The organism is Pantoea sp. K16, from assembly GCF_048452805.1.
GTDB lineage: Bacteria > Pseudomonadota > Gammaproteobacteria > Enterobacterales > Enterobacteriaceae > Pantoea > Pantoea agglomerans.
The window spans coordinates 318,298-333,641 of the sequence record NZ_JBLWNV010000002.1; the positions used below are offsets into that span (position 1 = coordinate 318,298).

General features: G+C 53.9%; 14 protein-coding genes. 4 read left to right on the forward strand and 10 right to left on the reverse strand.

Annotation, left to right across the window (positions count from 1 at the left end; translation table 11 throughout):
- Nucleotides 1-4 precede the first annotated feature (4 nt).
- Nucleotides 5-1,129 (forward strand): ribosomal protein uL16 3-hydroxylase, encoded by a 1,125-nt coding sequence (locus ACK13D_RS04180; protein ID WP_010246274.1) that lies wholly within the window; start codon nt 5-7, stop codon nt 1,127-1,129.
- Nucleotides 1,130-1,195: 66 nt separating this feature from the next.
- On the opposite strand, the gene pepT is transcribed toward ACK13D_RS04180, so the two are convergent.
- From pepT to lolC, 5 genes are all read right to left on the reverse strand, one after another.
- Nucleotides 1,196-2,425 (reverse strand): peptidase T, encoded by a 1,230-nt coding sequence (pepT, locus tag ACK13D_RS04185; protein ID WP_010246276.1) that lies wholly within the window; start codon nt 2,423-2,425, stop codon nt 1,196-1,198.
- 236 nt (nt 2,426-2,661) lie between these two features.
- A complete protein-coding gene (gene cobB / locus ACK13D_RS04190; protein WP_010246278.1) occupies nt 2,662-3,495 on the reverse strand; it encodes a Sir2 family NAD+-dependent deacetylase in 834 nt (277 codons plus the stop codon).
- 145 nt (nt 3,496-3,640) lie between these two features.
- Nucleotides 3,641-4,885, reverse strand: a complete 1,245-nt coding sequence (gene lolE, locus ACK13D_RS04195) for a lipoprotein-releasing ABC transporter permease subunit LolE (RefSeq protein ID WP_022625849.1) — start codon at nt 4,883-4,885, stop codon at nt 3,641-3,643.
- On the reverse strand, nt 4,885-5,589 hold the full coding sequence (gene lolD / locus ACK13D_RS04200; RefSeq protein WP_010246282.1) for a lipoprotein-releasing ABC transporter ATP-binding protein LolD: 705 nt from the start codon (nt 5,587-5,589) through the stop codon (nt 4,885-4,887). The genes lolE and lolD overlap by 1 nt, the downstream gene beginning before the upstream one ends.
- Complete coding sequence (gene lolC / locus ACK13D_RS04205) at nt 5,582-6,781, reverse strand: lipoprotein-releasing ABC transporter permease subunit LolC (protein ID WP_022625850.1); 1,200 nt, start codon at nt 6,779-6,781, stop codon at nt 5,582-5,584. The genes lolD and lolC overlap by 8 nt, the downstream gene beginning before the upstream one ends.
- 248 nt (nt 6,782-7,029) lie before the next feature.
- On the opposite strand from lolC, the gene ACK13D_RS04210 reads away from it, so the two are divergent.
- The gene (locus ACK13D_RS04210) at nt 7,030-7,239 is read left to right on the forward strand and encodes a hypothetical protein (protein WP_003849845.1); all 210 of its coding nucleotides are present in this window, start codon (nt 7,030-7,032) and stop codon (nt 7,237-7,239) included.
- A gap of 228 nt (nt 7,240-7,467) precedes the next feature.
- The gene (gene mfd, locus ACK13D_RS04215) at nt 7,468-10,911 is read left to right on the forward strand and encodes a transcription-repair coupling factor (RefSeq protein WP_418795773.1); all 3,444 of its coding nucleotides are present in this window, start codon (nt 7,468-7,470) and stop codon (nt 10,909-10,911) included.
- A gap of 145 nt (nt 10,912-11,056) precedes the next feature.
- Here mfd and ACK13D_RS04220 read toward each other — a convergent pair whose 3' ends face one another.
- The 5 genes from ACK13D_RS04220 to ACK13D_RS04240 form a co-directional block, all read right to left on the reverse strand.
- A complete protein-coding gene (locus tag ACK13D_RS04220; RefSeq protein ID WP_003849847.1) occupies nt 11,057-11,599 on the reverse strand; it encodes a glycine zipper 2TM domain-containing protein in 543 nt (180 codons plus the stop codon).
- 405 nt (nt 11,600-12,004) lie between these two features.
- Complete coding sequence (locus tag ACK13D_RS04225; RefSeq protein WP_418795775.1) at nt 12,005-12,394, reverse strand: hypothetical protein; 390 nt, start codon at nt 12,392-12,394, stop codon at nt 12,005-12,007.
- 266 nt (nt 12,395-12,660) lie between these two features.
- A complete protein-coding gene (locus tag ACK13D_RS04230) occupies nt 12,661-13,155 on the reverse strand; it encodes a DUF2569 domain-containing protein (RefSeq protein ID WP_033785921.1) in 495 nt (164 codons plus the stop codon).
- A gap of 214 nt (nt 13,156-13,369) precedes the next feature.
- Nucleotides 13,370-13,933, reverse strand: a complete 564-nt coding sequence (locus ACK13D_RS04235) for an Ail/Lom family outer membrane beta-barrel protein (RefSeq protein WP_033785920.1) — start codon at nt 13,931-13,933, stop codon at nt 13,370-13,372.
- Nucleotides 13,934-14,449: 516 nt separating this feature from the next.
- A complete protein-coding gene (locus ACK13D_RS04240) occupies nt 14,450-14,707 on the reverse strand; it encodes a hypothetical protein (RefSeq protein ID WP_154210903.1) in 258 nt (85 codons plus the stop codon).
- 365 nt (nt 14,708-15,072) lie between these two features.
- Between ACK13D_RS04240 and ACK13D_RS04245 the strand changes: the two genes are divergently transcribed.
- Complete coding sequence (locus ACK13D_RS04245) at nt 15,073-15,303, forward strand: SymE family type I addiction module toxin (RefSeq protein WP_418795779.1); 231 nt, start codon at nt 15,073-15,075, stop codon at nt 15,301-15,303.
- Nucleotides 15,304-15,344: the final 41 nt, after the last annotated feature.

The following is a 15,344-nucleotide window of genomic DNA, read 5'->3' on the forward strand; positions in this document are numbered from 1 at the left end:
TTTTATGGACTATCAGCTCGATATTAACTGGCCCGATTTTATTCAGCGTTACTGGCAGAAACGCCCGGTAGTGCTGAAGCGTGGTTTTAAAAACTTTGTCGATCCTCTTTCACCGGATGAACTGGCCGGTCTGGCGATGGAAAACGAGGTGGATAGCCGCCTGGTCAGCCATCAGGATGGCAAATGGCAGGTCAGCCACGGCCCGTTCGAGAGCTATGATCATCTGGGTGAAAACAACTGGTCGCTGCTGGTACAGGCGGTCAATCACTGGCATGAAGCCTCTGCCGCACTGATGCGCCCTTTCCGTTTCCTGCCTGACTGGCGTGTTGATGACCTGATGGTGTCGTTTGCCGTGCCTGGCGGCGGCGTCGGTCCCCATTTTGATCAGTATGATGTCTTTATTATTCAGGGTGCTGGTCGCCGTCGCTGGCGCGTCGGTGAAAAGGTGCCGCTGAAGCAGCACTGTCCGCATCCGGATCTGCTGCAGGTTGAGCCATTCGACGCCATCATCGATGAAGAGATGGAGCCGGGTGATATTCTCTATATTCCGCCGGGGTTCCCGCATGAAGGCTACTCGCTGGAAAACGCCCTGAACTACTCCGTGGGTTTCCGTGCCCCCAGCGGACGCGAGTTAATCAGCGGCTTTGCGGATTACGCGCTGGCCAATGAGCTGGGCAGCCTGCGCTTCAGCGATCCGGATGTGCCTGCACGTGATTGCCCGTCGCAGATTCTGCCGCAGGAGATTGAAGGCGTACGTCAGTTGATGCTGGATGTGGTCAATCAGCCGGAGCAGTTCGCTCAGTGGTTTGGCGAATTCATTTCCCAGTCACGTCACGAACTCGATGTCGCGCCACCGGAACCGCCTTACCAGCCTGATGAAATTTATGATGCGCTGCAACAGGGCGATACCCTGAGCCGGTTAGGTGGCCTGCGTGTTCTGACGATTGGTGATGCGGTCTATGTCAACGGTGAGCGGGTTGAGTGTTCACATCCCGATGTGATGGCGGTCCTGGCGCGCCACTATCGCATCACACTGGACGATCTGGGCGATGCGCTGGATGACCCGTCGGTACTGGCGCAGATCGCTGATCTGGTCAATGCCGGTTACTGGTACTTCGGCGACGAATAATCTGAGCTGATACTGAATCAGGCTCTCTTGCCGCCGTGGCAGAGAGCCTTTTTTGTGTCTGCGGGTTTAATTCTTCTTCTGCGCCGCCAGCTCTGACAGCCGCACAATCACTTCCACCGATTTCGCCATGATATTCAGCGAAGCAAACTCATGCTTGCCGTGATAGTTATAGCCACCGGTAAAGATGTTCGGGCAAGGCAGCCCTTTCCACGACAGCGCCGATCCATCCGTACCGCCGCGAATCGGTTTCACTACCGGCTCAATGCCGCAGTCACGCATCGCCTGTAAAGCCAGTTCGATGATGTGCGGGAACGGCTCAACCTTTTCACGCATGTTGCGATAGCTGTTGGTGATCTCGACGGTGACCGAACAGTCCGGGTGCAGGGTTTTGTTGATCTCTGCGGCAATCTGCAGCAGCGTCTGTTTACGCTGTTCAAAACTCTCCGTTTCGAAGTCACGAATGATATAGAGCATCTCGGCGTGTTCAACGCTGCCTTTGATCTGATGCAGATGATAGAAGCCCTGATAGCCGTCAGTATATTGCGGTTTTTCGCTGGCCGGGACCGCGGCATGAAACTGGTTTGCCAGATCCAGCGCATTGACCATCACCCCTTTGGCGGAGCCAGGGTGCACGTTATTACCGACGATTTTGACGGTGGCCGAAGCAGCGTTGAAGTTCTCATATTCGAACTCCCCTAAATCACTGCCATCAATGGTGTAGGCCCAGTCAGCGGCAAAGCCTTCCACATCAAAGTGAGAAGTGCCGCGACCAATCTCTTCATCGGGCGTAAAGGCAACGCGGATCGCACCGTGCGGCGTATCGCTCGCAGCCAGTTGCGCCATCGCCGTCATAATCTCGGCGATACCTGCTTTATCATCCGCGCCCAGCAGGGTTTTGCCATCGGTGGTAATCAGCGTATGCCCAATCAGCTTGTGCAGCACCGGGAACATCACCGGCGAGAGAATTTCGTTGCCGTTACCCAGCGCAATGTCTCCGCCGCGATAATTTTCAATGATCTGCGGATTAACATGTTTCGCCGTAAAGTCTGGCGAGGTATCCATGTGAGAGATGAAACCGATGACTGGCGTCGGCCAGTCAACATTGGCAGGCAGTGTGCCCATGACGCAACAGTGATCGCTTAAGGAGACATCGACAAAACCCAGTGCCAGCAACTCCTCCTGCAGCTGACGCGCCAGCGTCCACTGCCCTTCACTGCTGGGCACCTGGCGCGCCTGCGGCTTAGCCTGTGTCTCAACGGCCACATAACTTAAAAAGCGCTCAAGTAACTGTTCCATATCCCATCCTTTAAAAGTGCCATCCGGTATTATTAACAGACCAGCCGGTTACAACGTTGCGTAAAATCATTCGCAGACAGGTTAGCGCTGTCGATAACCTTTGGGAAAGCAATAAGCCCGAAAAAAACGGCTGATTACGAGATTGTTGCGGCAAACCTCGCAATGTTGATAAACACCGGGCGGCTGAAATCAGTATGACGGGCAAGAAACGGCGAGGCGGCCATAGCCGCCCCTGCTTACTTATAAAGCGCGCGCAGCAGCTTATGCACAAACTCCGGCACCACTTCGCTCGCCAGGCCGTAATGCCGCTCGGCAAATTCGTTGCCCACCTGGCTTGGCTCCAGGTTCAGCTCAACAGTATGCGCGCCCTGCAGTTTGGCTTCATGGACAAAACCCGCGGCCGGATAGACATGGCCTGAGGTGCCGATAGCGATAAAGTAATCGGCCTGTTCCAGCGCCTGATAAATCTGCTCCATGCCCAGCGGCATCTCACCAAACCACACTACGTGTGGCCGCAGCGCCGAAGGGAACTGACAGCAGGTGCAGCGATCGTCCGGCGTGATATCACCGGTCCACTCAATGACCTGACCGCTGGTGACACAGCGCACTTTTAGCAGTTCACCGTGCATATGCAGCACCCGGCTGTTTCCGGCACGTTCATGCAGATTGTCGATGTTTTGCGTGACCAGCAAAAAGTTATCGCCTAATACCTGTTCCAGCTCCGCCAGCGCCAGATGGGCCGCGTTAGGCTGAATCTCTGCCTCCTGCAATTGCTGGCGGCGCGCATTGTAGAAGCGCTGCACCAGTGCAGGATCGCGCTGAAATCCTTCGGGCGTCGCAACATCTTCTACGTGGTGCTCTTCCCACAGGCCGTCAGCGGCTCGGAAGGTCCGGATGCCGGACTCCGCTGAGATGCCTGCGCCGGTCAGCACGACAACATGTGGCTGAGGATGGGCGGCCAGTTCGGCCTGACGATCGCGCTCAAATATGCGCTGGCGAAAGCGCTGATGCACTTTTCTCCGGGTTTTCTTCAGGCGGGCAAGTCGTATGCGGCGACGTGGTGTACGCATAAAATCTCCTGGCGTAGCAGCTGCGGCGAGCCGCTCTAAACAGATTCCGGGTTAACATCACCCGATAGTAACGGTTGCTGAGGGCCGCGCCCAACAGCAAAGGTCTTAAACAGATGCGGCGCGAAAGGATTCGCGCCGCGTTTTTTCACTGACCGCTTAATACCCGAGCCGGGTCAATGCGGCTGGCGCGTCTGGCGGGATACCAGCTCGCCAGCAGGCTCAGCAGAATCGCGGTAATCAATACTGAGAACACATCAATCCAGTGCAGTTCCGACGGCAGGAAATCAATGAAGTAGATATCACCTGCCAGCAGATGATGGCCGGTAACCGACTCCAGCCCGCGCACCAGTGAGGTCAGATTCAGCGCCACCAGCACGCCCGCGATCACGCCGCTGACGCTGCCCAGCAGGCCTGCCAGCAAACCGTACCAGATGAAGATGGCGCGGATCAGCCGGTCTTTGGCACCGAGGGTACGAAGCACCGCAATGTCACTGCTCTTATCCTTCACCGCCATCACCAGCGTTGAGACAATGTTAAAGCAGGCGACGCCAATCACCAGCACCATCGCCAGATACATGATGGCGCGGATCATCTGAATATCGCGGTACATATAGCCGTAGGTGCCAATCCAGCTCTTGATGTAGACGTAGGAACGGGTCGCTTCACCGGCATCCCGCACCAGTTTGACCGCCTGGAACGGGTCGGTCATCTTCAGGGCGATGCCGGACACGCTGTCACCCATCTCCAGATAGTGCTGTGCATCGGCGAGTGGCACCAGCGCCAGGCTGTGATCGAGCATGCCGCTCAGTTGCAGAATACCGCTGACCTGAAGCCGGATACGTTTAGGCTGAAGCAGTTTGTTATCACCATCGTTGTTGGGGATCATGATGGTGATCCAGTCGCCCTGCTTCACGTTCAGCGATTTAGCAATGCCGCCGCCCAGAATGATCTGCTGCTTACCGGCGGCAAAAGAGGACCAGCCGTTATCTGCCACAAACTGTGGCAGGGCACTGAGACGCGGCTCCTGTGCCGGATCAACGCCCTTTACCTGCAGCGCTTCCAGCCGGGCGCCGCTCTCAATCAGGCCGGTGAAGTTCACATAAGGCGCTGCCGCCGCAATGCCGGGCACCTTTTCAATCGGGGCAATCATCGACTGCCAGTGCTGGAACGGCTGATTGACCGCCTCGATCTCGCCGTGCGGCACCACCGCCAGAATGCGGTTGTTCAGCTCACGCTCAAAACCATTCATGGCGCTCAGACCGATAATCAGCACCGCCACGCCCAGCGCAATACCGATGGTGGAGATCACCGAAATCAGCGACACCATGCCGCCACGACGGCGGCCACGGCTAAAGCGCAGGCCCAGCAACAGGGATAACGACGAACCCATTACACCGCTCCTGCCATGGTGAGCTGATCGCTTAACTGACCATCACGCATCTCCATCTGACGCGTCATGCGTTTTGCCAGCATCAGATCGTGGGTCACCACCAGAAACGCGGTGCCCTGACGCACATTCAGTTCGCCCAGTAATTCAAAAATGGCGTCGGCGTTGCGTGCATCGAGGTTACCGGTTGGCTCATCCGCCATCACCAGCCGTGGGCGGTTAACCAGCGCCCGGGCAATCGCCACGCGCTGGCGTTCGCCGCCTGACAGTTCTGAAGGCCGGTGCGCGGCGCGATGGTCCAGCCCGACCGCGGCCAGCATCTCACGGGCGCGATCCTGTGCTTCCGTTTTAGCCGTTTTGCCAATCAGCAGCGGCATCGCCACGTTCTCCAGCGCGCTGAAGTCCGGCAGCAGATGGTGGAACTGATAGATAAAGCCCAGCTCGCGGTTACGCAGCTCCGCTTTGGCCGACGAGGACATGGCATTCAGTGACTGGCCATCAAACACCACGTCGCCCGATGTCGGTGCATCCAGGCCGCCGAGCAGATGCAGCAGCGTACTTTTACCGGAACCGGAGCTGCCGACAATCGCTGTCAGTTCACCGGGCTGGAGGCTGAAAGCCACATTGCGCAGCACATCGGTCTGCACGCTGCCTTCCTGATAGCGTTTGCACAGGTCGCGGCACTGCAACAAAGGAGTGTTACTCATAACGTAAAGCCTCAGCAGGTTGAACGGCGGCAGCGCGCCACGAAGGATAGAGCGTAGACAACAGCGCCACAATCATGGCGCTGAGGGCTATGGTGACCACCTGCCACACATTAATATCAACCGGCAATGCGGCACCATCAAGGAACAGGCCAATCACCGGCATTAAGTTGTTGAGCTGGCTGGCCAGCAAGACACCGAGCAGCGTGCCGAGCAGCGTGCCGATAATCCCGGCGCTGGCACCCTGCACCATAAACACCGCCACTATTTGCCGGCGCGTCAGGCCCTGGGTTTGCAGGATCGCCACTTCGCCCTGCTTCTCCATGATCAGCAGGCCTAACGAGGTGATGATGTTAAAGGCAGCCACGGCGATGATCAGGCTCAGCAGCAGGCCCATCATGTTCTTCTCCATACGCACTGCCTGGAAGAGATCGCCTTTGCGCTCACGCCAGTCTTTCCAGACCAGGCCCGCAGGCAGTGTCTGCTGACTCAGACTGTCGACCGACAGCGGTTTATCCAGCCACAGTCGCCAGCCGGTAATGTTACCGGCCGGATAGCGCATCACGCGCGACGCATCCTGAAGATTGACCAGAATCTGATAACCATCGACTTCGCTGTTAGCGGCATAGGTGCCCGCTACGGTAAACAGACGCTGACTTGGCACGCGTCCCATCGGGGTGAACTGGCTGACCGACGGCACCATCAGACGCAGTTGATCGCCACGTTTTACGCCAAGCTGGGATGCCAGCTGTTCGCCAAGGATGACATTATACTGCCCGGCCTGCAGCACGCTCTGCCGGGTATTGACCAGGAAAGGGGTAAGCGGATCTTTTTCAGCCGGCTCAATGCCCAGCATCACGCCAACGGAGACGCTGTGCGGGCTTTGCAGCACCACATTGGCGGTGGTCAGCGGCGCGATACGGCTGACACCCTGCAGATTCAGGGAGCTGGCGGGTTGCTGTTGTGGATTGAGACTGCCTTTGTCGCTGGTGATCAGCGCCTGAGGCATCAGGCCAAGAATATTGCCTTCGAGTTCACGCTCAAAACCGTTCATCACCGATAACACGGTGACCATCGCCAGCACGCCGAGCGTAATGCCAATCGTTGAGAGCCAGGAGACAAAGCGACCGAAGCGATCCGATGCTCGTCCGCGCATATAACGCAGACCGATAAATAGCGCGACAGGTTGATACATGGAATCCAGTAAGCCGTTGCCTGAAAATAGGTAGTGGGATGATAAAGGAGCGGCTGGCTTTATGAAACCTCTAACCCTCTGAGTCGGCAGCAAAGTTGCATCCGGATGCGTCACTTTGCGCGCCAAAGCAGCGGAATAGCCGATAAAGCCGCCGCTTATTGGCTGATTATTCAGCGTCCAGGGGGGTAGACTACAATCAGTACCATGATCACGGGTGATTTATTGCCGGGCAGTATGAGGTAGCGACCATGTTGAAATTTCCCAAAGGCAGCATCGTTAAACATAAATCCGGGGAGATCAGAGGCGAAATCATCAACGTCTTTGAGCAGGGAAACGCACCAGCCGGCTACTACGTTAAGTGGGACGACGGTAACCTCAGCTATCATCCTGAGCAGGAGTTATCCTGGGCGAATATCGACCGCCCACGCATGCATTACACACAGCAATCCATAAAATAAAATGCCCGTTTAACCCCGTCGCTGCATGGCGACGGCGGTTTTTTCTGATCCCTTGCCAGACTCCGTCTATCCTCTCTTTATCCGCACGATTACCGCTGACGCCCGGTAATGGCTGACCGATCCCCTGGTTCAGCGCGGCGCGGCAGGAAAATTGTGCCGCAGAGGTGATCCCCCTGACATAATATGGAATGATTACGTCCTGGAAAAATGGAGCAACCCCGAGATCCCATGCCCGAACAGACTCGTTATACCCTGCCCGTTAAATCCGGCGATCACCGTCAGCTCGGCCAGCTCATAGGCGCGGCGCACGCGGTGGAGTGTGCCAGCATTACCGAACGAAATGCTGGTCCGGTGTTAATGATTACACCCGATACCCAAACCGCTCTGCGTCTGCTGGATGAAATCCGCCAGTTTACCGATCTGCCGGTGGCGCACCTTGCCGACTGGGAAACGCTGCCCTACGACAGCTTTTCGCCGCATCAGGATATTATCTCCGCCCGCCTGTCGACCCTCTACCAGCTGCCGGTGATGCAGCGCGGTATGCTGATCATGCCGGTCAACACCCTGATGCAGCGCGTCTGCCCGCACAGTTTCCTGCACGGTCATGCGCTGGTGATGAAGCAGGGGCAAAAACTGTCACGCGACCGGCTGCGCGACCAGCTTGAGCAGGCCGGTTATCGCCATGTCGATCAGGTGATGGAGCACGGTGAATACGCCACGCGCGGCGCCCTGCTCGATCTGTTCCCGATGGGCAGCGATCAGCCCTACCGCATCGACTTTTTCGATGATGAGATCGACAGCCTGCGCCTGTTCGACGTCGACAGTCAGCGCACGCTGGAAGCGGTCCCCGAAATTAACCTGCTGCCTGCGCATGAGTTTCCCAGCGACAAAGCCGCCATTGAGCTGTTCCGCAGCCGCTGGCGTGAAACGTTTGATGTGCGCCGTGAGTCGGAGCATGTCTATCAGCAGGTCAGCAAAGGCACGTTGCCAGCGGGCATCGAATACTGGCAGCCGCTGTTTTTTGAGCAGCCGTTACCCAGCCTGTTCAGCTATCTGCCCGACAATACCCTGATTGTGAACTGCGGCGATCTTGAAGGCAGCGCCAGCCGCTTCTGGCAGGATGCCGAGGCGCGCTATGAAAATCGCCGCGTTGATCCGATGCGTCCACTGCTGGAACCGGTCACCCTGTGGCTGCGTCCGGATGCATTAATGGGAGAGCTGAAAGCCTGGCCGCGCATCCAGATGACCAATGAGGTGCTGCCCGCCAAAGCCGCGAATACCAACCTCGGTTATACCCCGCTGCCTGACCTGACCGTTCAGGCGCAGGCAAAAGCGCCGCTGGATCATCTGCGTCAGTTTATTGAGACCTTCAGCGGCACCGTGGTCTTCTCGGTCGAAAGTGAAGGCCGCCGTGAGAGCCTGCAGGATCTGCTGGCCCGGATTAAACTGCGTCCTCAGCCGGTGCACCGCTTCGATGAGACCGGCGAAGAGCGTTTCCGACTGATGATCGGCGCCAGCGAGCGCGGTTTTATTGATACCCAGGGCAACCGGGCGCTGATTTGCGAAAGCGATTTGCTGGGCGAACGCGTCAGCCGTCGCCGTCAGGATACCCGTCGCACTATCAATCCGGACATTCTGATCCGTAACCTGGCGGAGCTGCATCCCGGCCAGCCGGTGGTGCATCTGGAACACGGTGTGGGTCGCTATATCGGCCTCACCACGCTGGAAGCTGGCGGCATTGAGGCGGAATACCTGATGCTCTCTTACGCCAACGACGCCAAACTTTATGTGCCGGTTTCATCGCTGCACCTGATCAGCCGCTACGCAGGCGGTGCCGACGATAATGCACCACTGCACAAACTGGGCAGCGATGCCTGGTCACGCGCACGGCAGAAAGCGGCTGAGAAAGTGCGTGATGTGGCGGCTGAACTGCTGGATATCTATGCTCAGCGCGCCGCCAAAACCGGCTTTGCCTTTAAGCATAATCGCGAGCAGTATCAGCTGTTCTGCGAAAGCTTCCCGTTTGAAACCACCCCGGACCAGGCGCAGGCGATCAACGCGGTGCTGAGTGATATGTGCGAGCCGCTGGCGATGGACCGTCTGGTGTGCGGCGACGTTGGTTTCGGTAAAACCGAAGTAGCCATGCGCGCGGCGTTTCTGGCGATTGAGAACCATAAACAGGTGGCCGTGCTGGTGCCGACCACCCTGCTGGCACAGCAGCATTACGATAACTTCCGCGATCGCTTCGCCAACTGGCCGGTTCGCATTGAGATGCTTTCCCGTTTCCGTACTGCCAAAGAGCAGGCGCAGGTGCTGGAACAGGCCAGCGATGGCAAGATCGACATCTTAATCGGCACCCATAAGCTGCTGATGAGCGATCTCAAATGGCACGATCTCGGTCTGCTGATTGTCGATGAAGAGCACCGTTTCGGCGTGCGTCACAAAGAGCGCATCAAGGCGATGCGCGCCGATGTGGACATTCTGACGCTGACCGCAACACCAATCCCTCGCACCCTGAATATGGCCATGAGCGGCATGCGCGATCTCTCGATTATCGCCACGCCACCTGCCCGCCGTTTAGCGGTGAAAACCTTTGTCCGTGAATTTGACGATCTGGTGATCCGCGAAGCGATCCTGCGTGAGGTTCTGCGTGGCGGGCAGGTCTACTACCTCTACAACGACGTAGAAAATATCGAGAAAGCGGCGCAGCGTCTCAGCGAACTGGTGCCGGAAGCGCGTGTCGCTATTGGCCATGGTCAGATGCGTGAGCGTGATCTGGAACGGGTGATGAACGATTTCCACCATCAGCGTTTTAACGTGCTGGTCTGTACCACCATTATCGAAACCGGTATCGACATACCGACCGCCAATACCATCATCATTGAGCGGGCCGATCACTTTGGCCTGGCGCAGTTGCATCAGCTGCGTGGTCGCGTCGGGCGTTCGCATCATCAGGCTTATGCCTGGCTGTTAACACCGCATCCGAAGTCAATGACCGCCGATGCACATAAGCGGCTGGAGGCGATCGCTTCACTGGAAGATCTGGGAGCCGGTTTTGCCCTGGCAACGCATGACCTGGAGATTCGCGGTGCTGGCGAACTGCTGGGTGATGAGCAGAGCGGACAGATGGAGACGCTGGGCTTCACGCTTTATATGGAGCTGCTGGAGAATGCGGTCGAGGCGCTGAAAGCGGGTCGCGAGCCGTCACTGGAAGATCTCACCAGCAACCAGACCGAGGTGGAGCTGCGGATGCCCGCCCTGCTCCCCGAGACCTTTATCCCGGATGTCAGTACCCGTCTTTCACTCTATAAACGCATCGCCAGCGCGGAGGCTGAAGAGGAGCTGCAGGAGCTGAAGGTTGAGATGATCGATCGCTTTGGTCTGCTGCCCGATCCGGCGCGTAACCTGCTGGATGTGGCGATTATCCGGCTGAAAGCCCGCGCTGTCGGTCTGCGTAAGATCGAAGCCAGCGACAAAGGCGGTTATTTCGATTTTGCGCCGAAGAACAATGTGGATCCGGCATGGCTGATAGGCCTGCTGCAGAAAGAGCCTCAGCAGTGGAAGCTGGATGGGCCGACGCGACTGCGGTTTACCCGTGAGCTATCGGAAAGAAAGGTGCGGCTTGAGTGGGTGCAGGGATTCGTTTCGCAACTGGCTCAACGGCAGGCGTAACACCCTGCCCGTGCGTTGCTGAGCTAACCGGTAAAGCGCCGGTTAGTTTGCCGCAAAAAAAAGGCGCATCCTGAGATGCGCCTTTTTCATTACTGCTGTATTACGTTGTGCTGTGTGGCCGCGTGAGCGGCAAAGCTTTGCCCAATTACGCCTGATCGCCGTTGAGAACCAGCTGACCATTGCGATCCAGTGGAATACGCGTGCCGGGGTCATTTTCCATACGGATTTTACCCTGCTGATCGCCTATTTTATAGGTCACGTCATATCCCAGTTTTTTCTCTTGTTTGTCGTAAACGGTTTTGCAGCGCTGTTCGGTTGTGGTGTAGGTATCCCGATCCTGCAGTCCGCCCTGGACCTGATTACCGGCATAACCACCCGCTACCGCACCTGCTACTGTCGCCACATCTCTGCCGCGACCGCCACCAAACTGGTGACCCAGCACTCCACCTGCCACTGCACCTAATACAGACCCGGCAAGACGGTTTTCATCCTGCACGGCCCGACGGTGGGTCAGAGTGACATTACGGCACTCCTGACGAGGCTGTTTAATGCTCTCTTTGATTGGCGTTGCAGACAGTACCTGAGCATATTGAGGACCGCGATCAAACACGTTCATGCCTGCTACGGCTGCAACACCCAGAGCTGCTGCCACACCAATACCGATACCCGCTAACATTGATTTATTCACAGGAAGTTCCTCCTGAAAAGTGTTACCGCGCAATCCTGCTGCTAAAGCATCCTCGTTAACTGAGGTATAACCGGCGTGCGCGACGCGCCGTGTTTGTTGAGATGAAGTTTTACAGATGGACCGAAAATGCAACATCAGATAAATGGAGGAAATTGGTCACTTTGCTATCAGGACCAGTTTTTAGGAGAGTTCTGAGGTGGGGAACGTTATTAATGATGCTTTTTCGCTAAGGAAATTAAACCAATTAAATCAACGGCATATAATTTTATATGCCTTAAGCAAAGCCTGACTGCCCGTTATGGCAACGGCCTTTCCATCGTCACCCAAAAGTATCATCTTTATGTACCGTTATCGGGAACATTCATTCCTGAAACACTCAGGCTTCAGGAATGAAGAAAAAGGAAACTAATCAAAAATGCTCTCGGATGGGCATACCTTTACCTCGCCCCAGCCCACAATAGTGCCATTGGGGGTAAGGTCTTTGATGGAAACGCTATCGCCTGAATATTCGGACCCTCTGACTACAATATCGTAGTCATGGTTAGCCTGAGGAATAAATTCAACAGTGGCCGATTTTTGAGTGTTCTGATGATACCCAGCCTGTGTCCAGTAGTGAATGACACGAATCATTTGTCCTTGCTTCAGGGTAAATTCATTGATGAAAGCACCCTTGTTTTCAGACGACGCTGGCATACCTATCCGTTTATTACCTGTAACGGGGATGCCCAGAATGGCAAAACCAGAAGTGATACGGCGTTCCAGCATTTTTTTAGCAACCTGAACTCTGTTTTTCATAGAACTGAAGTGCCGTATTGCCCTCTGAACCCACCCGGATTCGGGCCGCATCCTGCCCTTTATAATCATCCAGTGAAGGTCTGAAGCCTGCCGTGCAGCCACTCAATAATAGTGCTATCAATCCGGTGATTAAAATTTTTGCAGCCATTCTTTATTATCCTTAATTTAACTGACACAGACTGGAACTGGTTATTTTATTGGTACTATAACGAGGCGGGTGTTGCGTTACCCATCGTTTATTTTGTGACATAAAAATATTGACCGTATTAATGCACAAAGACTTTATTAATCCTGCTGGAAAAAATAAAATATGGTACCCATATCAGACAACTGATTAAGGCCCGAGCCAGCATATTGATAGCAGGCTGCGTAAGATTTACGTGAAAAACCAAAGCAGGATAAAGCGTGCAAAAACTCGCAAAGATAAGACCGTATAAATAGTACGTTATCATCACGTATCTGGTTTTTACTTTCTTCCTAAAGAAGAACCAGCAAGCCAGCACTGTTACGGGAGCATTAATAATGGACAGCGCTAATAATAAAACACTAAAACTATTAACCACACCTTGTTTCTGATAAGTGTTGGCAATCAACGAAACAATACAAAAATCATTATACAGCATTGTAAAAAAACCAATAATCAAGCCTAAAGCTGGCAGATATAATAAGCCATTAATCCTGCCCTCTTCTTTTTTTTCACAATTATCACAAAAGCCTGATTCTTTATTCTCTTCTGCTTCCTGACATTTAATGCATAACATTCTCGCCCCCTGAAGCTGCAATTGTTTTTCTTTGTTTTAACAAAACTCAAACCGGTTAATTCAGAAGATCGACGTCTTTGGTCAGACAGGATCAGGTACTATTTTAAATGTATCGAAGAACTGCCTGATTCGACCTTTATAAAAAACGGTCCTTTCCAGAGTGCAAAAAAACAACCCTGACCAGATGACCAGGGTTGCGGTTTTTAGCGTTGAATCAGAAACGGTATCCGATGCCGATGTTAAAACCATTAATGGCAACATCTTCGTTATATTTTACGCGAGTACCTTCATAGCCAACACTCACAGAGAGGTTGCTAATAGGATTCACGACAACGCCAGCGCCATAGGCAAAAGAGGTTTTATTTTCGCTGTATTCTTCGGAATAGATACCGGGATAAGTCACGTTCTCATCCACTTTGGTATGGGCAACACCAATTAATCCATAGAAGCTGATGTAGTCATTGATGCGATATGCGGGACCTGCCATCAGTGAGTAATATTTAACTTTGGTTTTTCCATCATATCCGCTAACGTCGCCATAAAAATCTTCTCGCTCAGAAAAACTTTCATCGCCTTTCATGTAGCTGAATGAGCCAATCACACTGAGAGGAGAATTCCATTCATAGCGATACTGAACATTGACACCGCGGATGTTTTTAAAGTCTTCAACTTTACTTTGCGCATAACCAACCGAGACGGTGTGATTATCAGCCAGCGCATTGCTGCCCACGAGCAGACCGCCACACAGTAATGCCAGCATTGTCATTTTAGAGGTCATGTAATTAATTCCTTTTCATAATTTAACATTATTTCCCTGCGCTTAACGCAGGACTTCGTTCCCTGAATCACCAATACCCGACGGACAGGATAGAGTTTTTATCTATCCGCCTGTATCGGACAGGAATTTCATGTAGCGCTCCGCGCCTGATGTTCAGATCGGTCGGAGAGCATCTATTCACACCCGGATTTTTTAAAACTGGCTGGCCTGAGTCAATATGAAACTTAAACGCCAGCCTTATTAAATGGCACTTCGGCCATTTAATTTAGGTTAAGTAAAGAATTTAACCACAGGATTCATCCTGGCGGTTAGTTATCAATCAATTCTTAATGGCATTATTAGACCAAAAAGAATTAGAGGTATCAAGACCGAGTTGCCATAAAAAAGCAAAAACTCCTGAAAACCATTACTGCACATACATCCAGAAAATTATCCTGTCTTATACAATCCATTAACGCAGATTATTAACTGACCTTTATATCCACAACCCGTTAAAAGACTAAGTTACAGTTCTATTTACCCCACCCCTGAAAACAATGAAAGCATTCGGAAAGATAACACCTGTATTTTCCCAAAAAGCGGTACTTTCAAGCTGACTGCCAATACTGCCGCTGGTGGTCTGCTCATGCCCACGCTCTGATGCTCGGTTTTATAGTACGCGTGGTTCTCAATGTTGCTGAAGCCCAGCGTGCCGGTGTTGAGACGGTTCTTATCGGCGGTGGCAGTGGAGTCTATCACCGCACCGTTCTGCCAGGTGTGCTCACGCGCTGTCACGTCGAAACTGTGTCATGTCGCAACCCTTATTACCGGTTTTGGTGGATATATGGGCGTAACCCAGAAGACAGAATACAAGCGGGTTAACGCGGATTTACAGCATGAAAGGCCACCCGTAACAGTTAATACAGAAGGCTACAGGAAGAAAAAATGAACGAAAGCCAGACCGGAGAAAAACTATCTGGTTTTCAGAGACAGCTCGCAATTTATTACTCAGCTTTCAGCGAGTTTACGCGGCAGGAGGTGTATATTTAAACAGGTAAAAACGGAACAGGAAGCACATAACGAGAGATTTTTTAGCGCGGGCTGAAGGTGGTGGAACACCAACAGCCCGCTGACCACAAGCAACTAACAAGGAGTTGATTATGGCTGAGACGCATCATAAGTCAGAAACCCGCACGCCCACAACCGCCGCCAGCGGAACGCAGGCACATTATTACAAAGTGGGATACCGGCCTAATAAGGGCCAGCCGAACCCGCTGCCGCAGCTCACCATCAAAGGCCGCTGGCTGGAAGCACTGGGATTTACGACCGGGCAGAAGATCGAGGTGATCACCGGGCCGGGACAGTTGATCATCCGGCTGGCTGAAGGGTGATCGGCGGGTAAAAATATCCCGGCTCGGAGGCCGGGATATTC